This is a genomic window from Streptomyces sp. NBC_01515 (assembly GCF_045040345.1).
In the GTDB taxonomy this organism is placed as follows: Bacteria; Actinomycetota; Actinomycetes; order Streptomycetales; family Streptomycetaceae; genus Streptomyces.
Genome location: NZ_CP109416.1, coordinates 6,966,252 through 6,992,644, shown reverse-complemented (window position 1 = coordinate 6,992,644; position 26,393 = coordinate 6,966,252). Strand labels below are relative to the sequence as shown.

Here is a 26,393-nt window from a genome sequence, read left to right as displayed (position 1 = left end):
CTGACCCTCGATCAACAAAAGTTCAACCCGTTAGTCGAAGAAAATCTGACCGCCGACCGCATAGCCGCTAGTGGAGATGGGTAAACTCCCTGCTCCTTCTGGGATACCACGCCTCACCCCAGCACGGCTCACCCCGTCCGCATCACGGACACGGTCACCCGACGCGTCCCTTGGTAGGGTCCGCCGACGTGACCGACCCGAACGCGGCTCCGAACGCGGACTTCATAGAGGCCACCCGCTCCTCCTACGACGCGATCGCGCCGGCTTATGGCGCCGAGCATCCGGACGGCCTGGGTGAGGGCCCCGTCGAGACCGGCCTGCTGACCGCCTTCGCCGAGCTCGTCCGTACGGCGGCTGCGGGCGAGGCACAGGTGGCCGACATCGGCAGCGGCCCCGGCTACGTGACCGCGCGCCTGAACGCCCTCGGCCTCCAGGCCTTCGGCATCGACCTCTCCCCGCACATGGTGGCGCTGGCCCGCGAGGCGCATCCCCAACTCCGGTTCCGGGTCGGCTCGATGACATCCCTGGACGTACCGGACGCGACCCTCGGCGGCCTGATCGCCCTCTACTCCACGATCCACATCCCGGACGCCGACCTGCCCGGCGTCCTCGCCGAGTTCCACCGGGTCCTACGGCCGGGCGGCTACGTCCTGCTCGCGTTCCAGGCCTCGGAGGGCGAACACATCCACATGACCGAGCGCTACGGCCAGGACATCTCCCTCGACTACTACTTCCGCACCCCGGCCGAGATCGCCACGTACCTCACGGACGCGGGCCTGAGCCTGTACGCCCAGGCCCGCGTCGAGCCGCAGGGGCAGCAGAAGTGGGGGCGGGCTTTCGCGCTGGCTCACAAGGCTGCGGGGTCGAGCTTGACCGCATGACACAATCATAGTGTCATTGCGTCATGCTGTACGTGACCCCCTCCCTGGACGCCGACGACCTGCGCGCCCTCGACGAGATCGAGACCATGCGCCGCGCCCTCCGACATCTGCTGCGGGCCACTCCCCGGTGGACACGGCAGCTGCGGCGCAACCTCACCGCCCGCGCGATCGCCGGCTCGAACACCATCGAGGGGTATGCCGCGACAGTCGACGACGTGGAAGCCCTCATGTCCGGCGAGGAACCCCTGGAGACCGGGGACCGGACCCGCGCGGAGCTTGAGGGCTACCAGCGGGGCATGACCTACATCCAGGCCCTCGCCGACGCCGGTGACGACTTCCGGTACGACGCCGGGCTGCTCAACGGTCTGCACTTCATGCTCCAGGGCCACCACCTCGACAAGCGTCCCGGCCGCTGGCGCGACGGCCCCGTCTACGTCACCAGCCCCGACGATCCCCTGGTGCCCGCCTACACCGCACCCGGCCACGACGAAGTCCCGCCGCTGATGCGGGAGTTCGTCGAGTGGCTCAATGAAGGGGATCGCGACGCACCGGTCCACGTGCGCGCCTCCATGGCCCACCTCAACCTCGTCAAGATCCATCCGTGGAAGGACGGCAACGGACGCATGTCCCGCGCCCTCTCCACGCTGGTCTTCTCCCGCGAGGCCCTGATGCCGCCCGAGTTCTCCTCGATCGAGGAGTGGCTCGGCCGCGGCCAGAACACCTACGCCTACTACCAGATCCTGCAGGATGTGGGCGGTCCGCGCTGGAGCCCCGAACGGGACACCCGCCCCTGGATCCGGTTCTGCCTGACCGCCCACCACCGACAGGCCCAGCAGGCACAGCGGCGCTTCGACGTGATGTCCCGCGCCTGGACCCACCTCGTCGAGGCCGTCGAAGCAACCGGTCTGGACGAGCGTGTCGTCTACGCCCTTCTCCCCGCTTTCTCCGACGCCAAGGTCCGCCGCACCGTCTACCAGCAGGACGCCGACCTCAGCGATCAGCAAGCCATCCGCGACGTCCGCGAACTCGTGGCTCGTGGCTGGCTCGTCCCCCACGGCAAGGCCCGTGCCCGCTACTACGCGCCCGGCCCGCTCATGAACCCCGTCCGGAACGAGGTCCGCCAGTCCCTGGAGCCGTACGCGGACCCTTATCGCCGAGAGCGGTGATCCTCGGGGTGACGCAGCCGTGGCAGAGGGTTCTTCCTCCGCGACTACGCCGCCGTCACCGCCGACAGCCGATGCACATCCCGCGCCGTCCCCGTGACCCCCGACAGGAACCCCTGCGCGCGGGGCGAGGCGTTCTCCGTCAGCCACGCGGGGTCGATGTCGCACACCGCGACTCGCACCTCCGTACCCACCAACGCCAGCGGCAACGTGTGCACGACCGTCGACGGGAAGCTCAGGATCGTGCGGCCGATGGGGCCGCGGCGGGCGATCAGTTCCAGAGGGAGGTCCGGGCGGACGATCTCCAGGCCTGTCTCCACCGCCAACCGGTGGAGTTTCTCGGTGCTTTCGCGGCGGTGGGCGAAATAGCGGGTGGCGCCGTGGGTCTTGGCGAGGGTGGCCACCGCCTCCAGGTAGCGGTCGTTGTCGACGACTCCCGTTTCCACCAGGGACGTGCCCACCAGGTCCGCACCCTTGGTGATGCGGGGCGGGCCGAAGGTGGCCCGGGTCCAGGCGAAGGCGTTGGCCGTGATCGTGACGCCCTCGGGGGTCGTCTCGATCGGCATCGACGAGAAGATCTCCACCTTGCGGCGGGTGCTCGGGGTCAGGCGGCGGCGGGCCGCCGAGGAGACCGGGGCGAAGATCAGGTCGCGGGGGCCGGGGCGCCCACCCTTGCGGTGCCAGCGGACCAGGCGTTCGCCACTGGCGAGCTGGGCGACGAACTCCATCGTCGCGGTGCCGTCGTCGACCACCACCAGGTCGCGTGCCTTGGTGATGGTCAGCAGCAGTTGTACGTAGCGCGAGAACGGGTCGCCCATGACGATCCGGTCCGCCCGGCGGAGGAGCCGGGTGAGGCCGCCGATGGTCTGGAAGGGGGCCAGGGGTCCGCCCCGCGCCTCCTCCCAGCGCACGGTGTGGCCCTCGTCGCGGGCGAGGTCGGCCATGCGGCGCAGCTGGCCGCGGGTCATCGGGTCGGTCGGTGACAGGACCACGAGGGTGAGCCCCCCGCCGGGTGCCTCCTCGGCCCGGGGCGCACGCAGGTGCGCCCACTCCAGCACGTTCAGAAGCTGTACCGGACTCTCCACGAACGCGAGAGTGTGGGGGGTGAGGCCGGCGGTGCCGGCGTGGGGGCTCATTGTCGTACGACCGTCCCGTGACCGTAAGTGACGCTGGCGCTGGCGCTTGATGGTTCAGGCTCAGACCGCGACGGGCTCGCCCGCGGCCGCGGCGATCTCCGCCTCGGCCACCACGCCGTTGACGCGGCGCAGCTTCTTCATCGGGCCGAGCTCCGACTCGTAGACCTTCTTGACGCCGTCGCCGAGGGAGGCCTCGATGGTGCGGATGTCGCGGACGAGGCGGGTCAGGCCCTGCGGCTCGACGGAGGCGGCCTGGTCCGAGCCCCACATGGCGCGGTCGAGGGTGATGTGCCGCTCGACGAAGGCGGCGCCGAGCGCGACCGCGGCGAGGGTGGTCTGCAGGCCCGTCTCGTGACCGGAGTAGCCGATCGGCACGTTCGGGTACTCGGCCTGGAGGGTGTTGATGACGCGGAGGTTGAGCTCCTCGGCCACCGCCGGGTAGGTCGAAGTGGCGTGGCACATCAGGATGTTGTCGCTGCCGAGGACCTCGACCGCGTGGCGGATCTGCTTCGGCGTCGACATGCCGGTGGAGAGGATGACCGTACGGCCGGTGGCGCGGAGGGAGCGGAGCAGCTCGTCGTCGGTCAGCGACGCGGAGGCGACCTTGTGGGCCGGGACGTCGAACTTCTCCAGGAATGCGACGGCCTCGGTGTCCCACGGGGAGGCGAACCAGTCGATGTTCTTCGACTTGGCGTACTCGTCGATCTGGCGGTACTCGTCCTCGCCGAACTCCACGCGGTGGCGGTAGTCGATGTAGGTCATGCGGCCCCAGGGGGTGTCGCGCTCGATGTCCCACTGGTCGCGCGGGGTGCAGATCTCCGGGGTGCGCTTCTGGAACTTGACGGCGTCGCAGCCGGCCTCGGCGGCGGCGTCGATCAGCTTGAAGGCGTTCTCCAGCTCACCGTTGTGGTTGATGCCGATCTCGCCGACGACGTAGACGGGGTGGCCGGGGCCTGCGGTCTTCGAACCGAACTGGCGCAGACGGGAGTTGTTGCTCATGACAGCGGGTTTCCTTACTTGGTGAGGGAATCGAGAGAGGGGCCGAGGATCCAGCTGGCGATCTCTCGGACAGCGCCGTCGCCACCGGGCACGGTGGTGACCGCGCGTGCGGCGCCGCGTACGACGTCGTGGGCGCTCGCGACCGCCACGGGCCAGCCCACGAGGGCGAAGCACGGGAGGTCGTTGACGTCGTTGCCGACGTAGAGCACGCGCTCCGGCGCGATGCCCTGCTCCTCGCACCACTGCTTGAGTGCGAGGTCCTTCCGGTCGATGCCGTGCAGGACCGGGAGCTGGAGCTTCCGGGCCCGGGCGGCGACGACCGGGTTCCGCTCCGAGGACAGGATCAGCATCTTGAGCCCGGTCTTGCGCAGGGCCGCGATGCCGAGGCCGTCTCCGCGGTGCACGGAGACGAACTCCCGTCCGTCGGAATCGATCAGCACCCTGTCGTCGGTCTGGGTGCCGTCGAAGTCGAGTACGACCGCGTCGATGTCGTCGGCGGTCGGGAGCGAGCCGGGGCGGTCGGCGTCGAAGAGCGGCGCCAACGCCCTTGCCCTGGCCAGCTCGTGGGGATCGTCGATCTCCAACACCCGTGCGGGGTCGGTCCTGACGAGTTCCGTGCGGCCGAAGAAGCGGTGGCCGACCTTGCGGAAGCCGGCCGCGTCCATGCCGTAGACGGCGCCGGTCTCCAGGAAGTCCTGGGGGCGGTCCTGGCGGCGCGGGCGGAACGACTTGTCGTGGTTGACGCCGTAACCGCCGCTGGTGACAGGCGGGTTGGCGACCTTCGTGGCGCCCCCGACCTCACCCATGCGCGTCGGCTCGACGACCGTCGTCGCCTCGTCGTCGGCGTCGCGCCACACGAAGCCGTGGAAGGGGGCGACGGTGTGCGCGGTGTCGGCGCCGTTCACGACGATCGCGTTCACGATGCCGTCGACGTCCTCGCGGACGATGAAGGGGCTGGTGCACTGCACGAGCAGGACCACGTCCACGGCCGCGCCGTGCAGCGCCTCGTGGGCGTCCATGGCGTGCAGGACGGCGGCCTCGGAGGTCGCGGTGTCGCCGGCGATGGCGGCGGGCCGCAGCACGACCTCGGCGCCGGCCTGGCGGGCGGCGGCGGCGATGGCCTGGTCGTCGGTGGAGACGACCACGTCCGTCACCAGCCGCGAGGCCCGGCACTCACGCACCGCGCGGGCCACCAGCGGTACTCCGCCGACGGGGGCGAGGTTCTTGGCGGGGACGCCCTTGGAGCCGCCGCGCGCGGGGATCACCGCGAGCACCCGGCGCACCGAAGCGCCTTGCCCTGCTTGCGAGTTGGACATGGGCTCTACTCCCATGGGATGTGCTCCTTGAGCGGAAGTCTTGGCGTTCGCGGCTCTGGCGTTCACAGCTCCCCCATCCGGCGGATGACGGGCGCCACGCGCTGCACGCCGTGGCGGTAGGCGCCGCGCGCGGCCCGGCGCACGATCTGCCGGACGGGACCGGGCGCCTTGTCCGCGGCCGGGGCGCCGGGCAGCGGGGTGCCGTCCGGGCCGAGGTGGTGGCGGGCGAGGATGCCGGGCAGATAGCCGGGGGCGGTCTCGGGCGTGTAGTACGGGGTCAGCGCGGGCATCCCGTCACCGGCCAGCAGCTTGGCGATGCGCTCCCGGGCCGCGTCGAAGGCCGTCTCGTACGACCCCTCGGCGGCGACGCCCTGCCGGGCCACCCACTCCGCGTCCGGCACCGGCTTGTACCCGGCGTCGAGCTGGTCCCAGGAGGCGAGGCACCCGGAGCCCACGAAGTGGTGGTTGCCGAGCCCCTCGCGGATGCCGAGGTCGGTCAGCACGACGGTGGGGATACGGCGGTGCAGGGACTCCAGGGCGGCCGTCGAGCTGATGGTGACCAGGAGGTCGGTGCGGTCGAGCACGTCGCCCATGTGCCCGTACACCAGGCTGAAGTTGGCGGGGAGGTCCTTGCCCTGGACCAGCTTCTGGTAGGGCAACTCCTCGATGTGCGTGGTGTGTTCGCCCGGCTTGGAGCGGAGCTTGAGCAGCACCTCGCGGTTCGGGTGGAAACGGGCGTGCTGGATCGCCCGGTTGAGCAGGTAGTCGCGGTCCCGGCGGTTGTCGGGCACCGAGGGCTGCACGGCGAAGACGACCGTGTACGGGTCGCGCTCACCGGTGTAGGCGTCCCCGCCGAGGAACGGCAGGGCGACCTCGGTGACCGCCGAGGAGTCGGCGCCGACCCCGTCGTAGACCGCCGTGAAACGGTCCGCGTCCTGGCGGGAGTTGGCGAGCACGAGGTCCGCGCCGTGCCGCAGCAGCAGGCCGTCGGTGAGCTTCTCGTAGACGACACCGACATAGCCGGTGACGACCACGGGGCGCTCGGTGCGCCCGTCCCAGGCGCGGGCCAGTCCGTGCAGCATCGCCTGGACCCCGCCGCCGACGAGGGAGAGCACGAGGAGGTCGTACGGCTCCCTCTCCATGGCGCGCAGGAACTCGACGGCGGTCACCTCGCGGAGGGAGTCGGCGGTGACGCCGACTTCCTTCAGCTGGCGGGCTGTTGGGGTGGCACGACCCCGCAGAAGGTACCCGTCCAAAGAGATGTCCGAATTCGACGGAGCAATACGGTTCGCGGTGAGCGAACCCCATTTCCACCGGGTGTCGGAATCCGCGAGGACGGCGACTCGCAGGGTCTGCGTTGCACTTGCTGGCACACCGAAGACGCTAGGAAGCCATTCCGTTGATCGGCCCAACCCGAAGGCAACAAACGGTTAACAGCACACCGCCGAATGGCGAATCAGGGCGCCTGGAGCGCGAAAACCTGTCCGCTTCATAGGTTCGCCACGTGTCGTTCATCCAATATCAAGGTGAAGGTAAAGACGGATGACGGGCCGCCCCCTAACGTCGTCTGCGTGGTCAAGCTCTCCGTCATCGTGCCGTTCTACAACGTGCAGCAATACGCGCCCGACACGCTCAAGAGTCTGCGGGCGAACGCGCGCGCGGACTTCGAATTCATTCTCGTCGACGACTGCTCGCGCGACGGGACACCGGACATTCTCGCGCGCGCGGAGCGCGAGCTGCCAGGAGCGGTGCATGTCCGACACGAGAAGAACGGAGGACTGGCGACCGCGCGCAACACCGGGATCGACAGGGCCCGGGGGGAGTTCCTGACGTTTCTCGACGGGGACGACTGGCTCGCCCCCGGCTACTTCCCCCAACTGGTGGACGCCATCGAGGAGTTGGGCTGCGACTTCGTGCGCACGGACCATGTCCAGTGCACCGCGCGGGCCCGCACCATCAACCGTGTGCCGCACGGCCGGCGCGGGGTCGTGATGAATCCGCGCGAGGCGATCCTGCCCGCCGACCGGTCCACCTCCGTCGACTACGCGTACGCCTGGGCGGGGATCTACCACCGCCGGCTGGTCGACCGCGGCCTGCTGCACTTCACCGACGGGCTGCGCACGGCCGAGGACCGGCCGTGGATCTGGAAGCTGCACCGGGAGGCGGAATCGTTCGCCGCGGTGAACCTGCTCGGTGTCTTCTACCGGCGCGGGGTCGCCTCCTCGCTCACCCAGATCGGGGACGTCCGCCAACTCGATTTCATTCGCGCGTTCGACCAGGTCATCGAGGAAACGGCGCAGGACCGGGACGCGGCGAAACTGCTCCCCAAGGCCGTCCGTACCTATTGCGCAATCATTTCCCATCATCTGGGATCCATCGAAAGGTTCGAGCCGGCGGTGGCGAGAAAACTGAAGTCGATGAGCGCCGTCGCGCTGCGGCGCATGCCGCAGGACGTGGTGGACGAGGCGCTCGACTCCATGGACATCCAGCGCGCGACGAGGCTGCGCCGACTGCGCCGCCGTCCCGCCGCCGCGGGGGCCGCCGCGTGACCACCCAGATCTTCCTGGCGTCGACGCTGTACGGCACCGCCACGCTCGCCGCCGCCCTCGACTCCGAGTGCTTCCGCCCGGCGGACCGGCGCATCCTCCTGGTCTGCAACAACGCGGCGACCCCCGAGACCACACCCGGCCTCGACGAGGCACCCGGCTTCGACCGGCTGCGGGAACGCTTCGACGACGTGCTGTCGTGGAACGAGACCATCTCCCCCTTCCACCCCGGCGGTTGGGCCCCGCGCCTGGACGACGTCCCGATGTGGGAGCGCCACCTGCGGCTCCTGTGGAACCTCGGCGACGACGACGTGGAACTGGTCGTCGAGTCGATCCAGGTCAACCCGGCGCTCGGCGTCAGTCAGATCTTCACCGGCGCCCCCGTCACCGTCTACGCCGACGGCCTGATGAGCTACGGCCCGACCCGCAACAAGATCGACCCGCTGGTCGGCACCCGGGTGGACCGCCTGCTCCACCTGGACCTGGTCCCGGGTCTGGTCCCGCTGCTCCTCACCGAGTTCGGCGTCGAGCCGGAGATCGTGCCGACCGACGCCTTCGTGAAGGTGCTGTCCGAACTCGGCGACACCGCCGGGGAGTTGCCCGCGCTCCCCGACGAACCCGCCCTGCTGCTCGGCCAGTACCTCTCCGCGCTCGACATCCTCACCGCCGAGGAGGAAGAGGACCTGCACGTCCGGATGCTGCGCGGCGTGGTCCAACTCGGCCACACCCGCGTGGTGTTCAAGCCGCACCCCTCGGCGCCGGCCCGCTGGTCGCGCGCACTGGAGGAGGAGGCCGGGAAGCTCGGCGCCGACCTCACGGTCCTGGACACCCCGGTCCTCGCCGAGGTCCTCTACCAGCGGCTGCGGCCCGTCCTGGTCGTCGGCTGCTTCTCGACGGCGCTGCTCACCGCGAGTGCGCTCTACGGCCTCCCGGTGGCCCGGGTCGGCACAGCCACGCTGCTGGACCGGCTGACGCCGTACGAGAACAGCAACCGGGTGCCGGTGACGGTGGTCGACGCACTGCTGCCCGAGCTGTCGGACCGTGCGGCGGTCGCCGAGCAGCGTCCGGGCATGGCCGTGGCGACGCTGAACGAGCTGGTCCAGGCGGTCGGTTACGCGATGCAGCCGAAGATCTACCCGAACCTGCGCCCGGCCGCCGAGGCCTATCTGACCCGGCGCCTGGACTCGCACAGCTGGCGCTACTTCAAGCGCAAGCGCCTCACCTCGCTGGCGCTGCCCGGCGCGGTACCGTCCCAGCTCGCGTTCATCCCGCGCAACGCGACCGTGCGCCGGGTCGCGCGGCGCGCGCGGCTGCTGAAGCGGACCGTGAGCCGCTGACCCACGGGGACACGCGAACACACCGCCGGGCCGGCTCCCCTGGAGCCGGCCCGCGCTGTTTTCCGGGCTCCCTACACGGGGGCCGTAGCGGTGGCCCCATGAGGTTGTGTACGCCAAGACGAAGCCTGGGTGAACGGCCGGGGACAGGGTGACGAAGGGTCGCGTCCGAGGCGTAAACCCGCCCGGATCTCGGACTAGTGTGCTGAGACCCAGCCCAGTCCCATCGAGGGGAAACCTGTGATCGACACGCCCGCGGACACCCGGGAGAACCCGACGGGCACCGTGGTCCGCGCCGTCCTCCCGCCGACCGCCGACGCGGTTCCCCCGGCCGAACCGCCGCGGCCGCCCAAACGCCGGGAGACCCGGCTGCGCGCCCTGGACGGGCTGCGCCTGGTCGCCGCGCTGATGGTGGCGGCCTACCACTACGGCGGCCGGGACGGTGACGTCGCCCGGGCGTGGGGCTCCTCGCCGAAGCACCAGTTCCCCACGCTGCACACGCTGTTCTCGTACGGCTGCCTCGGCGTGCAGGTGTTCTTCGTGATCAGCGGCTTCGTCATCTGCATGAGCGGCTGGGGCCGCCCGCTGCGCTCCTTCTTCGCCTCCCGCGCCTCCCGGCTGCTGCCCGCGTACTGGGCGGCGATCCTCATCATCACGGGTGTCTTCGCGCTGCCGATGGTGGCGTACAAGGCGGCTGCCCCGAGCGACCTCCTGGTCAACCTGACCATGCTGCAGATGCCGTTGGGCGTCGACCGGGTGCTGGGCGTGTGCTGGACGCTGTGGGCGGAGATCCGCTTCTACGCCCTGTTCGCCCTGTGCGTGGTGCTGCCCGGCGCGAACCGGCGCCGCGTGATCATGTTCTGCGCCGGCTGGACGCTCGCCGCCGCGATCACGCAGGGCGCCAAGTCGCCGCTGCTGGACATCATCCTGATGCCCGAGTACGCGCCGTACTTCATCGGCGGCGTCGGCCTCTACCTCGTGCACCGCGACCGCAAGGACGCCTACGCGTGGGGCATCGTCGCCGTCAGCTGGCTGATCGGCCAGCACTACGCGGTGGCGAAGCTGTGGCACGCGCCCAACGACACGGCGTTCTCCAACCGCTCCGCCTGGGGCATCATCCTGGTCGTCACCTTCGGCTACGTCGCTGTCGCCGCGATCGCCCTCGGCTGGATGCGCTGGGCGAACTGGCGCTGGCTGACGGTCGCGGGCGCGCTGACGTACCCCTTCTACCTCGTCCACGAACACCTGGGCTGGGTCGCCATCAAGGCCTACCACCAGACCCTGGGCATCCCGTCGTACGCGACCGTCCTGCTCACCGTCGTCACGATGCTCACCCTGGCCTGGGTGCTGAACCGCGTGGTGGAGGAACGGCTGACACCACGACTGCGCACACTGCTGTCGACACCGCGCGACTGACCGCACGCCAGGCCCCGCAGAACTCCGCGCCCGCCGCGGCCGACATATCAACTGTCGGCCGCGGCGGGCTTTTTCACGGGAAACCCTGTTCGGCACCTACGCCGCCGGCACACCCAATGGCACTCTTCACGTCGGCACCAACGCCTGACGAATTCGCCCGCCCGACGAATTCGCCTTCGCCGATTCCGGGCCGCTCACAACGGACTCACAGGAATTGGTCTGTCGTTCACCTCACGGCCCGTTTGGGCGGGCGGTATTGGGCAGATGCTGAGGAGTCCCGCACTGGCTCAACCAGGCGAGCCTGTCCGTACCAGGGAGTGTTCTCGACAATGACCCTCGTACCCCGCACGATACGACCGCCCCGCCGGCTCGACGACGTTCCCGGCTGGTTCCCCGTTCTCGACCAGACGCTGTTCGAGTGGTTCCTGGACCGGCAGGAGTCGGCCGGAACGCGGGGCGATCTGCTGGAAGTCGGGGTGTACATGGGCAAGAGCGCGATCTGCGTCGGCCGGCACCGCCAGGACGACGAGAAGTTCACCGTGTGCGACCTGTTCGAGGGCGACGCGCTGGACGACGCCAACCAGGCGGAGTCGACGAAGTCGTACGCCTCGCTCACCCAGCGCACCTTCGAGGAGAACTACCTCAGCTTCCACGAGGCACTGCCCCGGGTCCTGCGGGGCCCCAGCAGCATCGTCCCGGCGGAGGTCGCTCCCGCCAGCTGTCGTTTCGTCCACATCGACGCCTCGCACCTGTACGAGCACGTCCACAACGACATCGGCGCCGCCCGCGACGCCCTGCTGCCCGGCGGGATCGTGGTCCTGGACGACTTCCGCTCGGAGCACACGCCCGGCGTCTCCGTGGCCACCTGGGAGGCGGTGCTCACCAGGGGCCTGCGCCCGATCTGCCTGAGCACCCAGAAGCTGTACGGCACGTGGGGCGAACCCGGCCCCGTCCAGGACGAGTTGCTGGCGATGGTGCGCGAGCGCGAGGACTGCCATCTCAGCATCCAGCAGGCCGCCGGTCACCGCCTCGTCCGCCTCAAGTCCAAGAAGGGCATGCAGGCCCCGCCCTTCCCGCCGTCCCGGTTCGCGCACGAGTCCGCCCACGGCACGGCGGAAACCCCGTCCCGGCCGTCGACGGCCGAAGTCCCGCTCCGCCGCCGCGGCACCACCCGCGCCCGCCGCCTCGCGGCCGACGTACTGCCGCCGATCCTCACGCGCGCGATCCGCAACGGCCTCAGCAGGTCCTGAACCGGGCCTCGATACCCGCGACGACCAGGTCGAGCCCTTCCTCGAAGTGCCGGCCGTAGTCCTCGAAGATCTCCGCGCCCGCCGCGGCCGAGAGAGGGAAGTCGGCCATCAGGCGGGCGCGTTCGTCTACGTCGTACCCCTCGCGGCGCTCGTCCGGCAGCGGCTGGACGCCCTGCTCCTCGGTGACGAAACCGATCGTGAAGAGGTACGACGTCGAGGTCGCGCGGACCGCCTGGGCGAGGGTGAAGCCCGCCTCGGTGAACAGGCGCAGGGTGTTCTCCATCTCCACGGCGTGCGGCGTGCCGGTGAAGCGGGAGCCGCTGAAGACCTTGGCGCCGTCGCGGTAGCCGAGCAGCGCGTCGCGCAGTCCGCGGTTGGACTTCAGCAGCCGCTCCTGCCAGGTGTCCTCGGGGGCGAGCCGGGCGTCGGCCACCATCCGGCGGTACATCTCCGTCGCCATCTCGTCGAGCAGCGCCTGTTTGTCCTTGAAGTGCCAGTACAGAGCGGGCGCCTTGACGTCCAGCTCCTTGGCGATGGCGCGCAGGGACAGCCCGTCGAGACCGACCTCGTTCAGCAGTCTCAGGGCCGTGTCCGCGACGCGCTTGCGGTCGAGGGGGGTGCGTCGTTCCGTACTCACGCTTGACAACTTAACACCGTTAAGTCCACTCTCGGAATCGACGGAACTTAACAGCGTTAAGGAGACTGGATCATGACCGAGCACCGAAACCCGGCCGAGCACGTGGACGTACTGATCGTCGGCGCCGGCCCGACCGGCCTCACCCTCGGGATCGACCTGGCCCGGCGCGGCGTGGACGCGCTGGTCGTGGAGAAGGCGGACGTGTTGTTCCCCGGCTCGCGCGGCAAGGGGATCCAGCCGCGCACGATGGAGGTCTTCGACGACCTAGGCGTGATCGACGCGATCCTCACGCAGGGCGGCGCCTACCCGGTCGGAGCGGTCTGGCAGGACGGCCGGAAGGTCGGCGAGCACCAGATGTTCGACCCGTCCGAGACGGACCCCGACACCCCGTACGGCACCCCGTGGATGGTGCCGCAGTGGCGCACCCAGGAGATCCTCTTCGCCCGGCTGACGGAGCTGGGCGGGACGGTGGCCTTCGGACGCGAGGTCACCGGCTTCGCCCAGGACGAGACGGGGGTGAGCGTCGGGTTCGCCTCCGGTACGGCCGTCCGCGCCCGGTACATCGTGGCCGCCGACGGCGGTCGCTCGGTCGTACGCCGGACCCTGGGGATCGGCATGACCGGCGAGACGGTCGATCCGAACCCGATGCTGGTGGCGGACGTCCGGATCACCGGCCTGGACCGCGACAACGTGCACGTCTTCCCGCCGCGCGGCGACGACGGCTTCCTCGCGGTCTTCCCGCTGGCCGGCACCGAGGACTTCCAGGTCATCGCCCAGTTCCCGGAGGGCACCGGCGTCGACCTCTCGCTCGACGGCATCCGCCGGACCGTGGCCGGCCGCACCCACCTCGCCCCCGAGGACGTGACCGAACTCCGCTGGGCCTCGGACTTCCGGCCCCGGGCGGCCCTCGCCGACCGTTTCCAGCAGGGCCGGGTCCTCCTCGCCGGGGACGCGGCGCACATCCACTCGCCGGCCGGCGGCCAGGGCCTCAACACCAGCGTCCAGGACGCCTACAACCTGGGCTGGAAGCTCGGCGCGGTGCTGCGCGGCGAGGCACCCGCGAGCCTGCTCGACACCTACGAGGAGGAGCGGCGCCCCAACGCCGCCGAGATGCTCGGCCTGTCCACCAAGGTCCACCGGGGCGAGGCCCGCCGCGGCGAGGCGACCCGCCAACTGGGCATCGGCTACCGGGAGTCGAGCCTCACGGAGGAGACCCGGCCGACGGGCGAGGGACTCCGGGCCGGTGACCGCGCCCCGAACCGGACCGTCGCGGGCGTACGCCTCCTGGACGCCTTCCGGGGCCCGCACTGGACCCTGCTGGCGCTGGGCACGGAGGCACCGGCGGTCGGCGACGCGGTACGAGTCGTACAGGGTCCCGCCGCCGAGACGTACGGCACGGGCCTCTTCCTGGTCCGCCCCGACGGCTACGTCGGCTGGGCGGGCGACACGGAGGACGGCCTGGCCAAGTACGCGGAACGCTTCAACCTCGGCCTGCCGAACGGCAGTTAGACCGAACTCGCCAGTGACAGCTTCAGCGCGAAGCCCAGGAACAGCGCCCCCGCCGCCGAGGTGGCCCCCGCCGCGAGCCGCCTGCGACGGCGGAAGGCCGTCGCCAGCCGGGTCCCGCTGAAGATCAGGGCACTGAGGTAGAGGAAGCTCGCCAGCTGCGCGAAGGCGCCGAGCACGACGAACGACAGGGCGGGGTAGGCGTACCCCGGGTCGACGAACTGCACGAAGAAGGCGACGAAGAACAGGATCGCCTTCGGGTTGAAGAGGCTCACGACGAAGGCACGGCGGTACGGCCGCTCCTCGGCCGCCTCCGCGACGGGCGCCGGTTCCATCGCGGCCCGCTCCTTGCGGCTGCGCCACATCGCCCACGCGGCCCGCAGCATCCCGAACGCCAGCCAGGTCAGATACCCGGCCCCCGCGTACTTCACGATCCCGAACAGCACGGCGTTGGCCTGCAGCAGCGAGGCGACCCCTGCCGCGGAGAGCGTCATCAGCACGGTGTCCCCGCACCACACACCGGCGGCGGCCGTGTACCCGGCCCGGGTGCCGCGCCGGGCGGCGACCGAGAGGACGTACAGCGAGTTGGGACCGGGCAGCAGGACGATCAGGACCAGGCCGGCCAGGTAGGTGGGGAGGTCTATGACACCGAACATGGGAACGAGTGTCGCACGCGCCGGACGCCGTTCGCGGCCCCTTGTCCGGGGGTACGTGTCCGGGGTACGAGGCCGGTGAGACGACGGGGGTCCGCGATGCGTACTACGGGTATGGGGAGGCGTGCAACGGGCAGGGCGAGAGCGATCGCCGCCGCGGTGGCCCTGGCGGTACTGGTGGCGGTGTGCGGCTGCACGGTGCAGGGCACCGACGCGGACGGCGGCCACCATCTGCCCGTCCGCATCAAGCTGCCCGGCAGCAGTAGCGGTACCAGCACCGATGGCAGCGGTGACGGGAAAACCTCCGCCTCCCCGAGCACCGGCCGCGCCGCGAACGTCCTGTGGTCGCGCGGCGACAGCGGCGGGGACGTACGCGAACTGCAGGCGCGGCTACGGCAGGTCGACTGGCTCTTCGACGGGCCGACCGGGACCTACGACGACCTCACCGAGCAGGCCGTCGCGGGTTTCCAGGGCAAGCGTGGGCTGCCGAAGACGGGCGAGACCGACACCGTCACCTGGCAGCGGCTGCTGAAGATGACGCACGAGCCGGGCAAGTGGGACCTGTACCTGATGGGCGGCCAGCCGGCGGGCGCGCCCGACCCGCGCTGTCTCACCGGCCGGGTGCTGTGCATCGACAAGACGAGCCGGACCCTGCGCTGGATGATCGACGGGCGGACCGTGTCGACGATGTCGGTGCGGTTCGGCGCGGAGCTCACCCCGACCCGCGACGGTGTGTTCCAGGTCTACTGGAAGGCCCGGAACTGGGTGTCCACGCTCTACCACTCCCCCATGCCGTACGCGATGTTCTTCAGCGGCGGCCAGGCGGTGCACTACTCGTACGACTTCTCGATGCGGGGTTACGCGGGCGGCTCGCACGGCTGCGTCAACGTACGGGACGAGGCGGCGATCGCGAGTCTCTTCGCGCAGGTGCGGACCGGCGACAAGGTCGTCGTCTACCAGTAGGGGTATGGGGCGCGGGCGGGACCGGGGGAACGTGTCCCACCCGCGCCGGGTGCACGAGCCGTAGGTACGGGGGGAACCCCGGCTCTGTGCGTCGGCCGATGACCAGTCGGCTCACTCAGTACTGCGCCACGGCGGCCGGAAATGTCACACCTGCCGCGAGGAAATTTCCGCGAGCCACGAAAGCGCAGGTCAGCGGCGTGCGATCGGTTCAGAGCACGCTGTACGCCAGTGCACGCCGCACGTCAGAGCACGCTGTACGTCGGGCTCGGCGCCGGGGTCTGCCGGGTGTCGGTGGTGTGCGACGGGGCCGGGGTGGTCGTCGACGGGTGCCGGGCGAGCGGGACGAAGACCGAGGGGCCGGAGGTGGAGGCGCCGTTGTTCTGGAAACCGCCGCCGCTGCCACCGCCGTTACCGCCACCGCCGCCGCCATTGCCGCCGCCCGGGGCGACCGGGGCCAGGTTCCCGCCGCTGCCGCCGCCCTGACCGCCGACCTGCTCGTCGGAACCGTTCTGGTCGCCGCCCTGAACGCCACCGTTCTTGCCGTCACCGCTGCCGCTGCCCTTGCCGCCGGCGTTCTTGTCGTCCGTGTCGGTTCCGGTGCCGGTGTGCTGGAGGAGGCCCTTGCAGTACGACCACACGTGGGACGTGCCGCCCGCCGCGCCCTCCAGGGTTTGCTTGCGGCCGGGGGCCAGGGGCTTGCCGTCGCGCACGGCACGGCACGACGAGGTGACACCTCTCCACCAGCCGCCGGAGCCGAAGGACTTGCCGTCACCGGTGCCGGCGGAGGACGTGGGGTTCGTGCCGCTGCCGGCGGCCTCGCCGGAGGAGTCGTCGGAGCCGCCGCCCGCCGTGGGCGTGCCCGGGCCGCCGGTGCCGCTCGGCGAGGGCGAGACGAGCGTGCGGTCGGGCGGTGTCACGGCGGCGGAGATGGAGGAGGCGGGCGTCGGGTCGTCGTAGAACGGTGTCGGGAGGGCTCCCGTGCCGACCGCGGCCGCGACTCCGCCGAGCATGCCGACGGCGACCGCGGCGGTCAGGCCGACCCGTACGGGTCTTCCCCAGCGCGGCCCCGGGGCGGTCGCGTCGGGCCGCCCGAGCCGGACGAGACCGGCGTCGGAGGACGGCCCGCGTCCGCGCCGGCCGAGGGTGGCCCGCTCGACATCGTTGCCGGTGCGCGCGGCCCTGAAGGCGGCCAACGCGGCTTCCTCGCCCGGGAGTTCGACCTTGGCCGGCGAGGGTTCCACGGACAGCGCGCCGAGGGTTCTGGCGAGCCGCTCGGCCTGGGCGCGGGCGGCCGGGTCGACGGCTTCCGGGGACTCGCCGCGCAGCAGCAGTTCGGCGGTCTCACGGTCCAGCCATCGGCCGGGGGTCCGAGGGGTGTCCCCCGGAAAAGCAGAGCGCTCGTCGGCCATCACATGTCCTTCTGCGTCCGCGCGCGCGTATGCGTCACAGTGGCGGACGTCACCGCGCGGTCGCGCGGTTCTCGCTGGGGCGGCAGGGCGTCGAGGGCCGCGGCCGATTCCGGGTCGCCGCCGAGCAGTTCCGCCAGCCGTTTCAGCCCGCGGTGCGCGGCCGTGCGGACGGCGCCGGGACGCTTGCCGAGGGTCTCCGCGGCGGTCTTGGCGTCGAGGCCCATGACCACCCGCAGGACGACGGCCTCGGCCTGGTCCTGCGGGAGTTGGGCGATGAGGGAGAGGGTCCTGCCGGTGGTCAGGGCCTCGATGGCCTCGTCGGCGGTGTCGGACTCGGCGGCGCGGCCGGTGAGTTCGGTCTCGTCGCCGCCTATCGCGGGGCGGCGGCCACGCATCCGTATGTGGTCCAGGGCGCGGTTGCGGGCGATGCGGGCGGCCCATCCCCGGAACCGGTCCGCGTCCCCGCTGAACCGGTCGAGGTCACGGGCGATCTGCAGCCAGGCCTCGGACGCGACGTCCTCGGCGTCCGGATCGCCGACCAGCGTCCGTACGTATCCGAGCAACCGTGGGTGCACCGTGCGGTACACAGTCCGGAACGCGGTCTCGTCCCCGTCCTGTGCCGCAAGCACCGCGGCGGTCAGCTCCGCGTCGTCCCCCAGCACGTGGTCCCTCGAATTTTGTTGGTCGCGTCCGCCCTCCGGCGCGAAAGGCACGTTACGACCTGAAACTGTTCCTCGTCCATGTCCGTACAAGACTCAACTACTTGGTTCGGACCCCCGGTGTGACAGAAAACGCACTCCCGGCGCTGTAAAAAGTACGGGCCGCCGCGCGGCCCGTACAGCGCGACGGCCGGGGCCTCTCCTGTGGGGGGTGGCGGCCCCGGCCGTCTCCGCGGTTCACGGCTCCGCCCGCGTCATTTCCGTTCCTTCCGGGGGAAGACGTACTCGTCGAGGATCAGGCCGACGGCGACGGCCGCCGGGATGGCGACGAGCGCGCCGATGATGCCGAGGAGCGCCCCGCCGACCAGCACCGCGAGAACGGTGACCAGCGGATGGACGTCCACGGCGAACTTCATGGCCCTGGGCACGATGAGGTAGTCCTCGGCGACCCGGAAGACGACGTAGAAGACCGCGGTCGCGATCGCGATGGGCAGGGACACGGAGAGCGCGACGAGGCTGACGACGATTCCGGCGAGGGTGGAGCCGACGATCGGGATCAGGTCCATCAGGGCGGTGAAGATGCCCAGCGCGGCGGCGTACGGAACGCCGGTGGCCGCGCACCAGCCGAAGGTCGCCGCGCCGGCGATCCCCGAGGTGACGAGGTTGCCGAGCATGAACTTGCCTATCCGGTTCATGATTTCCTCGGCCACGCCCTCGACGCGCTCACGGCGGCTTGCCGCCACGAAGCGGTAGCCGAACTGCTTGATCGTCGGCAGGGCCGCCATGCAGTACAGGGTCACCGTGATCACGATCGCCGTGGACGTGACGGTACTCAGGACCAGTTGTCCGGCGCCCAGGACGCCTCCCGCCAGACCGGACGCTCCGTCTCCCGAGCCGATCTGCTCCTTGGCCTTCTCGACCACGTGGTAGCGGTCCTCCAGGCGGCCGATCGTGGACTGGTGGTTGTGCACCTGCTCCAGCCAGCCCGGCACCGCGTCGACCAGCGCGCTGATCTCCTTGGCGACCGGCGGAATGACCAGCGCCAGGAATCCGGCGAGCACGACGAGGAACCCCGTCAGGACGATCGCCACGGCCCAGCCGCGCCGCAGACCCCGGCGCGTCAGCCAGACGACGAGCGGTTCCAGGCTGATCGCGATGAACACGGCCAGCAGGATCAGGGTCAGCATCGAGCTGACCCGCAGAACGGTCTGGACGGCGAGCCACGCCAGACTCGCCCCCAGGCCCAGCGCGAAACCGACCGTCACCCAGGACCGCTTGCGCTCGCCGCGCGCATCTCGCCGCGGAGGCTGCCGCGGCGCCTCCCGAAACTCCTGTACGGCGTCCGGCGGCCCGCCGTCGGAGCCGTTCACGTCCGCCCCTTCCGGCCCGCCGTGCTCGTCCCGGGCGGACTCGGACTCGGACTGCGCAGACATCTCGACGCCTCTCCTCGGCTGCCTCACCCGGGCGGGTGGCACCCGTCCCGGGTACCCAGGCCCTCCGCTCGTACCGCGTACGCGCCGGGCCCGCGTGTCCCGCCTGTCCCGCCTCTGTGTCGAGGGCAGGTCACACCGGTGTGCGCGGTGAGGTACGGCCGTCCGCCCAGGCCGTGAGGAAGTGGTCGCCGAGCCGGTTCTGGGCCCATTCGGTGGCGACGACGCCGAAGGAGACGCCTTCGTCGAGGGAGGGGTCGGTGTCGTCCACGGAAGGGTCGGTGTCGTCCACGGAGGGGTCGCTTTCGAGAAGGCCGCCCACGACGTCCCGGCGGACGATCTGCTCGTGGACCGCGTGGCCTCCACGTGCTCGGCGTAGAAGTGGACAGATGGGCGGCCGGCCTTGGGCTTGCCCGCGCCGCCGTATCCGTCGAAGGCGGAGGTCAGCTCCGGCCCGGGTTCGGTGGCGATGAGCAAGTCGGCGTGGCAGGTCCCGGACCTTGGGGTTCTCCAACCTCGTCGGCCGGACATGCGCGGCGGGCCAACCGCCGCCCACCACATGCTCGTTGAGGTTCTCCCAGAGCCGAGGCGGGACCCGTAACCCGCGCGGCGGCGCCGACCACACGGCCCACCGGCTCCCGTGGACCGGCCTGCTCGGTCATCGTCGTGTGCCCGATCTTCACCACGGCGCTCGTCTCCTCATGCATGGGTCGGACTCTCGCAAGGAAGACGCCCTGTCCCGTCACCCCTTCGTCGTGAGCCGCAGGCCGACCTCCTTCTCCTGGTCTCCTGACACCGCACCCCAGTGGTCCACGGCGAACGCCGTGCTCAGGGCCTCGAACAGCCGGTCCACGGCGGCGTAGGCGCCCTGGAGCGTGGCGGAGACCGAGCTGTCCAGCGGAACGGGATCGGTCGGGATCCGCTCCCGTTCCGGCTCGAACTCCGCGGTCCACACGGCGGGGTGGCCGCCCGGCTGCTCCTGGGGCATGTCGTAGAGGGAACGGCCGGTCGGGAACGCCATCCGCAGGACGCCGAAAACAGTGGCGGCATCCTCCTTGGACGCTCCGGTGAGGGACACGGTGGCCATCGGGCTCACTCTCCTTCAAGACGACGGGACGCGGAGGATCGAACGAACGGTTCACGGTGCCGGCCCGCGGTCGACCGGACACGGGGGTGAGGAACATGCCGGCCCGTCCCACGGCGACGGTCACGCGGGCGACCTTTTCAGCGTCGCCCGCCTCGGCTCCCACGGCGCGGGTACCCCGACGGCCGACGACAAATCCGACCTCGGCGCCCCTGAACCGGGGGCGAGGCCGTGCGGACGTCCAGGGCATCGGTGGGACGGCCCGGGCACGGCGAAGATGGCTGCACCTTCCTGGACATCGACCCGGAGGACAAAACCGGGATGGCCTCGTACTTCGAGGGCATCCGGAACGGCATGGCTACTGGATCGGCAACGGCACGCGGGCGGGGACAGGCCCACCGTGCGGCGAACAGCAAGGCGGTCGCGGCGGCGGCCCGTGCGGGCTTCGTCGCCCGCGGGGTCATCTACGTACTGATCGGCGTCCTCTCCCTGCGGATCGCCTTCTTCGGCGGCGGTAAGCAGGCCGACCGGGGTGGCGCGATCGCGGAGATCGCCCAGAAGCCCTTCGGCACAGTGCTGTTGTGGCTGCTGGGGATCGCGCTGGCCGGAATGTCCCTGTGGCGGCTGTCCGAGGCCGCCTTCGGGCAGGCGGGCCCCGACGGCGGCAAGCCGGGCAAGAGGGCGATGGCGGCGGCCCGTTCCGTCTTCTACGGCTTCGTCGCGTACTCCGTGCTCGCCTACGCGGCCGGCGACAAGGGCAGCGGCAGCGGCAGTTCCGACAAGAACTCCCAGGACGTCACGGCGAAGGCGCTGGACTGGCCCGGCGGGCAGTGGATCGTCGGCATCGCCGGTGCCGCGGTGACCGCCGGCGGCGTGTGGATCGCCGTCCGGGCGCTCCTGCGCAAGTTCGAGAAGCATCTGAAGATGGCGGGGATGTCCCGGACGACGCGCCAAGTCGTCGTCTTCTTCGGTGTGTTCGGCGGTACGGCCCGGGGCATCGTGTTCGCCACGGCGGGCGGCTTCGCCATCGCCGCGGCGGTCCAGCACAAGCCCGGCGAGGCCAAGGGCATGGACGACACCTTGCGTACCTTCGCCGGCACCCCCGCGGGACCCTGGCTGCTGGCGCTGATAGCGGTCGGCCTCATGGCCTTCGGCGTCTTCTCCTGGGCCAACGCACGCTGGCGCGACGTCTGACCCGACGGGCGCGGTCGCGGCACCCCGTCACACGTCGACAGTGCCGCGACACACCGGCTGCTCCCCATCGTCCTTGCGAGGTGGGGAGCAGCCGGTGCGTTGCGGACCAGCGCGGCCTAGTTGGTGGTGAGCATGCCTGCGCGGAGCTGGGCGAGGGTGCGGTTGAGCAGGCGGGAGACGTGCATCTGGGAGACGCCGAGGTGTTCGCCGATCTGGGCCTGGGTGAGTTCGTCGACGAACCGCATGTGGATGATGCGCCGTTCGCGGTCGCCGAGTTCGGCGATCAGGGGGGCCAGGGCGTTGAAGTCCTCGACGAGTTCGAGGGCGTTGTCGTCGAGGCCGATGAAGTCGGCCAGCGCGGCTTCGCCGTCGTCGCCGGAGTTGATGGCGGCGTCGAGGGAGGCGGAGTTGTAGCCGTTGGAGGCGAGCCGTGCCTCGTTGACCTCTTCCTCGCTGAGGCACATCAGCTCGGAGAGTTCCTTGGTGGTGGGCGTACGGCCGAGCCGGCTGCGGAGTTCTTCGGTGGCTTTCGCGAGCTGGACGCGGGCTTCCTGAAGGCGGCGGGGAACGTGGACGGCCCAGGAGGTGTCGCGGAAGAAGCGCTTGATCTCGCCGGTGATGTAGGGGACGGCGAAGGAGGTGAACTCGACTTCGCGGGTGAGTTCGAACCGGTCGATGGCCTTGATCAGCCCGATCGTGCCGACCTGGACGATGTCCTCCATCTCGTCCTGGCCACGGCTGCGGAACCGCGAAGCCGCGTACCGGACAAGCGTGATGTTCATTTCGATGAGGGTGTTGCGCGCGTACTGGTACTCGTGCGTGCCCTCTTCGAGGACGGCGAGCTGGTCGAGGAACAGCCTGGTCAGCCGGCGGGCGTCCTTGGGAGCGACCTGTGAGGGGTCCGCGATCTCCGGCAGTACCCGGGTCCCTGCGTCCGCCGTCTTCGTCACCGTCATGTCAGGCCCCTCCCGCGTTGTCCGGACTCCGTGCCGCCGGTTCCTTGTCCGCCGACAAGGATCGGCTTACCCGGGTTCGCGGAATGCACACCTGGAGATTTCAGAGCGGGTCCACCGGCCCGGACGACGGATGCGGGGCCGGCCGGAGTGTCTCCGGCCGGCCCCGCATCCGGGCTGATGCTGACGTCAGACGCATCGCTGGGTCTGGTAGTAGCCGGCGACCTGCTCGTGGTAGCCGGCGTCGCCGACGTGCTTGTCCTTGTCGAACTCGGGGGACTCCCTGATCTGGTCCCTCGTGAGGCCGACGTAGATCTTGCCCTCGGCCTGGTCGACCGTCTTCACCGTTCCGGCGGGCAGCAGGACGTGCTGGCCGAAGATCCATACGCCGGTGTCGACGACGAGGTACGCGGCGGCGACGTCGTCCGAGTGCTTGTCGACCTTGCCGATGCTGCCGTCGATGGCCTCGACCTTGTATCCGATCAGGTCGGCGCCCGTGGTGTGACCGGTGGTCGGCTGGTAGCCCCAGATGTTGTCGCTCATGAGAACGGCTCCCTCATCGAGATTCTTCATGTCGAATTCAGTGACGTCTCTTCAATTCCCTACCAGCGGTACCAGCGGCCACGCTTGCCCCCGCTTGCCGTGGGGCGGACCACGAAGCCGAGAACCCACACGATCAGCACGATGACGGCTATCCACCACAGCGCCTTGAGTGCGAAACCGGCACCGAAGAGGATCAGGGCAAGCAGAAGAACAAGAAGAACAGGAACCATCGTTATCAACCTCCGATCCTCCACGTGCCCTGTGGAGCGATCTTCACTCCTGCGGATTTCACCGGTACCTGCCGTGGGCGGGCGCAGCGTGCGGGGGTCGCGGAGCCGACGCTCGCGACGTCGACGCTCACGGTGTTCATCAGGTCTCCCCGGTCTCTGGATCGTTGTCCGGTTCTGCCCCGCTCCTGCGTCTGCCACTGTTCGAGGCGGATTGCCTGGCTGTCGAACACGCGGAAATCTATGCTTGCTGGAGTAGACATTGGTGCGGGGGCGTGATTATGGTTCTCTCGTAGCCCAGAGAAACAGCAGGGCCCGGCAGACACGAACTGCCGGGCGGAGCAGTACCCGCAGGTGCAGTTCGCAGAGCGGTGCGGTGGTGGAGTTCCGAAGCCAGAGCGGTTGCAGGACGGCGACGGGACTGACGACCGGACCGGGTGGCCCGCAGTGATCAGGGGCCGCCGTGAGCAGGACCCAGCAGTACGCAGTACCCCACTTGTCAGCAGCTGATCCCAGAGGGAAGAACGGAGGAGCCGAGCGCCATCAGGATCGCCCGGGCCGACATCTTGAACCCGGGTACCGCAGGACATCGATAGTGAGGTGGTCTCCGGTCAAGCAACCGCGATCCCAGCGGCCCCGACGGCATACAGGTCAGGGCAGCGGAAACAGAGGGCCGACGCCTCGTCAGGGTCGGCAGATGGTGTAGCAGTTCCTTCGGGGCCTTGGTGCCGTACGGCACCAAGGCCCCTCGACGCGTTCCACAGAGAGGTGCAAATGACAGCAGACGACTCGTTCAGCCGTATCGCCGACGACGACTACCCCGCCTACACGATGGGCGGAGCCGCCGAACTGCTCGGCACCACCCAGGGCTTCCTCCGCGCCATCGGCGAGGCGCGCCTCATCACCCCGCTCCGCTCCGAGGGCGGCCACCGCCGCTACTCCCGCTACCAGCTGCGCATCGCCGCCCGCGCCCGGGAACTCGTCGACCACGGCACTTCCGTCGAGGCTGCCTGCCGCATCATCATCCTCGAGGACCAGCTCGAAGAAGCCCAGCGCATCAACGCCGAATACCGCCGTACCGCGGAAGCGGCGGACCCGACGAGCACGGCCTGAGACGGCTGAGCCCGTCGGCAACGGCGGGCACCGTCCTCCCGGTCCCGATGTCCCGAGTGATCGCTTTCCCTGGTGACACGGGGTGTGGGCATGTAGCGTCTGTGTCAGCTGTCGTGGTTCGGAATTCCCTATAGCCCACGCTCTCGGCGTGGGCGTTTTGCTGTGCTCTGCCGCAGGGACCAGGGCGATCACCTCCGCCTTCCACAGAGAGTGGGAGGCGTTCATCGACTGGAAGGCATGAGACATGGCTACGGGAATTGTGAAGTGGTTCAACGCGGAGAAGGGCTTCGGCTTCATCGCCCAGGACGGCGGCGGCCCGGATGTCTTCGCGCACTACTCCGCCATCAACTCGTCGGGCTTCCGCGAGCTCCAGGAGGGCCAGGCCGTGACGTTCGACGTCACCCAGGGCCAGAAGGGCCCCCAGGCCGAAAACATCAGCCCGGCCTGACCTAGCACCCCTCCCCGGAGGGAGCGCCGGGCGTCGGCAGGACTTGCAGCGCCCAGAATCAGGGCCGCCCGGCAACGGCTGGGCGGCCCTGACCTGTCGAGGTGGATCCGGACCCGGCGCAACCCTCGGCCCCGGACTCCCTGAGCCCGACCGGTTCGAGCGTCGTCTCCACGAGGGGGCCAGGGCGGCTCCATCTCCGGTCAGCGAACGCAGCACGGCGTGAACGACGGCTCGGCGGCCCTGTCAGCGCCGCCGTCCTGCGGACACCCGTAGACGATGGCGAGTTCCCCGAGGAGCCGGGCCGGCCGCGCCTTCGCCGGACAGCCGCGAAAGTCCAGCCGCTTCCTGTTGCCCCACCGCAACCCGTCCCCGCTCCTGGCGCGACAGCCCACCGATGCCGGGCACCCTTGGCCGCATGACCAGCGCGTGACCAGCAGCGGTCAGGAACAGGCAGAAGTGGCGATGGGCGAAATCCCTACCGCGCGCCGCCGCCCCTCGGCCGCCAATCGTCCTGGCTGCGTGTCGGCGCCTCCTGGAACCCCGCGTCCCGCGCCGCCCTGAACGCCGCCACCGCCCGCCGTTCCGCCTCGCGGTCCACGTCTCCCTCGCGGAGAGCCGCACCCAGCAGACCGGGGAGGCCGGGGAGATCGGAGGGGCCGGGGAGACCCGGAAGGCCCGTGTCACGGTCAGCCATGGTGTCCGTCTCCGTCCCTTTCCCCCACGCCTTCCGCCACGCCCAGTTCGCGCGCCAGCCGCCGCAACCCCCGATAGGCGGCCGTACGCACCGCACCAGGCCGCTTCCCCAACACCCGTGCGGCGGCAGGCCCGTCGAGCCCCACGACCACCCGCAGCAGCACGGCCTCGGCCTGGTCCTGCGGCAGACCCCGGACCAGCCCGAGCGCGTACTCCGTGGAGAGGGACTCCAGCGCCTGGTCGTGGGTGCTGTGCGGACCCGGCAGTTCGAGTACGTCCTGTTCCAGCGTCGCCGGTCTCGGACGCACCCTCAGCCGCCGCAGATGGTCGAGTGCCCGGTGCCGGGCGATGGTCGCCGTCCAGCCGCGGAAGCCCGCCCCGTCGCCGCGGAACCGGCTCAGGTCGCGGGCGATCTCCAGCCACGCGTCGGACGCCACGTCCTCGGCGTCGTCGCCGACCAGCCCGCGCAGATACCCGAGCAGCCCGGGCTGCACGATCCGGTACGCGACCGCGAAAGCGCCGTCGTCGCCCTCCTGGGCCCGCGCGACGGCCGCGCCCAGTTCCCCGTCGTACGCGTGCCCGCGGCGGGGCTCGCCTGTCTTGCCCAAGGACTGTCCTCGTCCGTACCGAGTGCGCGAAGTATCCATGTCCGGGCGGCGGTTCCCCGCCGCCCGTGCCGGCGCGACGCACCCCCGCACCCCCGTGCAGCGATCCCCCGCACCCCCCATCGCCATCAGCGCCGCCCCTCACAGAAACGTCACAGCCCGCCGCCCGCCCGACACATCTCCGGCCCGTCGGCGGGGCACGGTCCCTCTGGCCCCGGTGCACGTCCGCCCGTGG

27 protein-coding genes are annotated in these 26,393 nt (G+C 70.5%); 11 read left to right on the top strand and 16 right to left on the bottom strand.

Features of this window, described 5'->3' with window-relative positions; translation table 11 throughout:
- Positions 1–188: 188 nt before the first annotated feature.
- Together OG407_RS31845 and OG407_RS31840 are read left to right on the top strand one after the other, a co-directional pair.
- Entirely contained in the window at positions 189–881 is a 693-nt protein-coding gene (locus OG407_RS31845) for a class I SAM-dependent methyltransferase (RefSeq protein ID WP_405863018.1), read from the top strand.
- A 23-nt stretch (positions 882–904) separates the two neighbouring features.
- The gene (locus OG407_RS31840; protein WP_405863017.1) at positions 905–2,047 is read left to right on the top strand and encodes a Fic family protein; all 1,143 of its coding nucleotides are present in this window, start codon (positions 905–907) and stop codon (positions 2,045–2,047) included.
- Positions 2,048–2,091: 44 nt separating this feature from the next.
- On the opposite strand, the gene OG407_RS31835 is transcribed toward OG407_RS31840, so the two are convergent.
- The 4 genes from OG407_RS31835 to OG407_RS31820 all read right to left on the bottom strand — a co-directional run bounded on the left by OG407_RS31835 (position 2,092) and on the right by OG407_RS31820 (position 6,868).
- Positions 2,092–3,180 carry a hypothetical protein gene (locus OG407_RS31835; RefSeq protein ID WP_405863016.1) on the bottom strand — a complete coding sequence of 363 codons (1,089 nt, stop codon included), beginning with the start codon at positions 3,178–3,180 and terminating at the stop codon, positions 2,092–2,094.
- Positions 3,181–3,240: 60 nt separating this feature from the next.
- Positions 3,241–4,179, bottom strand: a complete 939-nt coding sequence (locus tag OG407_RS31830) for an N-acetylneuraminate synthase family protein (RefSeq protein WP_365310687.1) — start codon at positions 4,177–4,179, stop codon at positions 3,241–3,243.
- Between the two features lie 14 nt (positions 4,180–4,193).
- Positions 4,194–5,495, bottom strand: coding sequence for a cytidylyltransferase domain-containing protein (locus tag OG407_RS31825; protein ID WP_405868713.1), 1,302 nt, complete (start codon positions 5,493–5,495; stop codon positions 4,194–4,196).
- A gap of 62 nt (positions 5,496–5,557) precedes the next feature.
- Positions 5,558–6,868, bottom strand: a complete 1,311-nt coding sequence (locus OG407_RS31820; protein ID WP_405863015.1) for a DUF6716 putative glycosyltransferase — start codon at positions 6,866–6,868, stop codon at positions 5,558–5,560.
- A 198-nt stretch (positions 6,869–7,066) separates the two neighbouring features.
- On the opposite strand from OG407_RS31820, the gene OG407_RS31815 reads away from it, so the two are divergent.
- From OG407_RS31815 to OG407_RS31800, 4 genes are all read left to right on the top strand, one after another.
- Positions 7,067–8,044, top strand: coding sequence for a glycosyltransferase family 2 protein (locus tag OG407_RS31815; protein ID WP_405863014.1), 978 nt, complete (start codon positions 7,067–7,069; stop codon positions 8,042–8,044).
- Positions 8,041–9,378 (top strand): polysialyltransferase family glycosyltransferase, encoded by a 1,338-nt coding sequence (locus tag OG407_RS31810; RefSeq protein ID WP_405863013.1) that lies wholly within the window; start codon positions 8,041–8,043, stop codon positions 9,376–9,378. The genes OG407_RS31815 and OG407_RS31810 overlap by 4 nt, the downstream gene beginning before the upstream one ends.
- Positions 9,379–9,615: 237 nt before the next feature.
- A complete protein-coding gene (locus tag OG407_RS31805; protein ID WP_405863012.1) occupies positions 9,616–10,791 on the top strand; it encodes an acyltransferase family protein in 1,176 nt (391 codons plus the stop codon).
- Between the two features lie 329 nt (positions 10,792–11,120).
- Positions 11,121–12,041, top strand: coding sequence for a class I SAM-dependent methyltransferase (locus OG407_RS31800; RefSeq protein ID WP_405863011.1), 921 nt, complete (start codon positions 11,121–11,123; stop codon positions 12,039–12,041).
- Here the strand turns inward: OG407_RS31800 and OG407_RS31795 are convergent.
- Positions 12,028–12,678 carry a TetR/AcrR family transcriptional regulator C-terminal domain-containing protein gene (locus OG407_RS31795; RefSeq protein ID WP_405863010.1) on the bottom strand — a complete coding sequence of 217 codons (651 nt, stop codon included), beginning with the start codon at positions 12,676–12,678 and terminating at the stop codon, positions 12,028–12,030. The two genes, OG407_RS31800 and OG407_RS31795, sit on opposite strands and share 14 nt — an antisense overlap.
- A gap of 72 nt (positions 12,679–12,750) precedes the next feature.
- On the opposite strand from OG407_RS31795, the gene OG407_RS31790 reads away from it, so the two are divergent.
- Entirely contained in the window at positions 12,751–14,187 is a 1,437-nt protein-coding gene (locus OG407_RS31790) for an FAD-dependent oxidoreductase (RefSeq protein WP_405863009.1), read from the top strand.
- Here OG407_RS31790 and leuE read toward each other — a convergent pair.
- Positions 14,184–14,840: a leucine efflux protein LeuE gene (gene leuE / locus OG407_RS31785; RefSeq protein WP_328679798.1), complete on the bottom strand. Its 657-nt coding sequence runs from the start codon at positions 14,838–14,840 to the stop codon at positions 14,184–14,186. The genes OG407_RS31790 and leuE overlap by 4 nt on opposite strands.
- A 96-nt stretch (positions 14,841–14,936) precedes the next feature.
- Between leuE and OG407_RS31780 the strand changes: the two genes are divergently transcribed.
- Positions 14,937–15,800 carry a L,D-transpeptidase family protein gene (locus OG407_RS31780; RefSeq protein WP_405863008.1) on the top strand — a complete coding sequence of 288 codons (864 nt, stop codon included), beginning with the start codon at positions 14,937–14,939 and terminating at the stop codon, positions 15,798–15,800.
- Between the two features lie 242 nt (positions 15,801–16,042).
- Here the strand turns inward: OG407_RS31780 and OG407_RS31775 are convergent, their stop codons facing one another.
- The 5 genes from OG407_RS31775 to OG407_RS31755 form a co-directional block, all read right to left on the bottom strand.
- The gene (locus OG407_RS31775; RefSeq protein ID WP_405863007.1) at positions 16,043–17,209 is read right to left on the bottom strand and encodes a hypothetical protein; all 1,167 of its coding nucleotides are present in this window, start codon (positions 17,207–17,209) and stop codon (positions 16,043–16,045) included.
- The gene (locus tag OG407_RS31770) at positions 17,209–17,871 is read right to left on the bottom strand and encodes an RNA polymerase sigma factor (RefSeq protein ID WP_405863006.1); all 663 of its coding nucleotides are present in this window, start codon (positions 17,869–17,871) and stop codon (positions 17,209–17,211) included. The genes OG407_RS31775 and OG407_RS31770 overlap by 1 nt, the downstream gene beginning before the upstream one ends.
- 251 nt (positions 17,872–18,122) lie before the next feature.
- Positions 18,123–19,301 carry an AI-2E family transporter gene (locus tag OG407_RS31765; RefSeq protein ID WP_405863005.1) on the bottom strand — a complete coding sequence of 393 codons (1,179 nt, stop codon included), beginning with the start codon at positions 19,299–19,301 and terminating at the stop codon, positions 18,123–18,125.
- Between the two features lie 130 nt (positions 19,302–19,431).
- Complete coding sequence (locus OG407_RS31760) at positions 19,432–19,590, bottom strand: hypothetical protein (RefSeq protein ID WP_405863004.1); 159 nt, start codon at positions 19,588–19,590, stop codon at positions 19,432–19,434.
- A gap of 450 nt (positions 19,591–20,040) precedes the next feature.
- Positions 20,041–20,385, bottom strand: a complete 345-nt coding sequence (locus OG407_RS31755) for a hypothetical protein (RefSeq protein ID WP_405863003.1) — start codon at positions 20,383–20,385, stop codon at positions 20,041–20,043.
- A gap of 351 nt (positions 20,386–20,736) precedes the next feature.
- On the opposite strand from OG407_RS31755, the gene OG407_RS31750 reads away from it, so the two are divergent.
- The gene (locus OG407_RS31750; RefSeq protein ID WP_405868711.1) at positions 20,737–21,576 is read left to right on the top strand and encodes a DUF1206 domain-containing protein; all 840 of its coding nucleotides are present in this window, start codon (positions 20,737–20,739) and stop codon (positions 21,574–21,576) included.
- Between the two features lie 116 nt (positions 21,577–21,692).
- Here OG407_RS31750 and OG407_RS31745 read toward each other — a convergent pair whose 3' ends face one another.
- From OG407_RS31745 to OG407_RS31735, 3 genes are all read right to left on the bottom strand, one after another.
- A complete protein-coding gene (locus OG407_RS31745) occupies positions 21,693–22,532 on the bottom strand; it encodes an RNA polymerase sigma factor SigF (RefSeq protein WP_405863002.1) in 840 nt (279 codons plus the stop codon).
- Between the two features lie 186 nt (positions 22,533–22,718).
- Complete coding sequence (locus OG407_RS31740) at positions 22,719–23,072, bottom strand: PRC-barrel domain containing protein (protein ID WP_405863001.1); 354 nt, start codon at positions 23,070–23,072, stop codon at positions 22,719–22,721.
- A gap of 59 nt (positions 23,073–23,131) precedes the next feature.
- On the bottom strand, positions 23,132–23,302 hold the full coding sequence (locus OG407_RS31735; protein WP_403583409.1) for a hydrophobic protein: 171 nt from the start codon (positions 23,300–23,302) through the stop codon (positions 23,132–23,134).
- Between the two features lie 771 nt (positions 23,303–24,073).
- Between OG407_RS31735 and OG407_RS31730 the strand changes: the two genes are divergently transcribed.
- Together OG407_RS31730 and OG407_RS31725 are read left to right on the top strand one after the other, a co-directional pair.
- Positions 24,074–24,412 carry a MerR family transcriptional regulator gene (locus tag OG407_RS31730; RefSeq protein WP_405863000.1) on the top strand — a complete coding sequence of 113 codons (339 nt, stop codon included), beginning with the start codon at positions 24,074–24,076 and terminating at the stop codon, positions 24,410–24,412.
- A gap of 244 nt (positions 24,413–24,656) precedes the next feature.
- Complete coding sequence (locus OG407_RS31725) at positions 24,657–24,860, top strand: cold-shock protein (RefSeq protein WP_403583405.1); 204 nt, start codon at positions 24,657–24,659, stop codon at positions 24,858–24,860.
- A gap of 475 nt (positions 24,861–25,335) precedes the next feature.
- Here the strand turns inward: OG407_RS31725 and OG407_RS31720 are convergent, their stop codons facing one another.
- Positions 25,336–25,554 (bottom strand): hypothetical protein, encoded by a 219-nt coding sequence (locus OG407_RS31720; RefSeq protein WP_405862999.1) that lies wholly within the window; start codon positions 25,552–25,554, stop codon positions 25,336–25,338.
- Positions 25,547–26,161, bottom strand: a complete 615-nt coding sequence (locus OG407_RS31715) for an RNA polymerase sigma factor (RefSeq protein WP_405862998.1) — start codon at positions 26,159–26,161, stop codon at positions 25,547–25,549. Before OG407_RS31715 ends, OG407_RS31720 begins: the two co-directional genes overlap by 8 nt.
- Between the last annotated feature and the right edge of the window lie 232 nt (positions 26,162–26,393).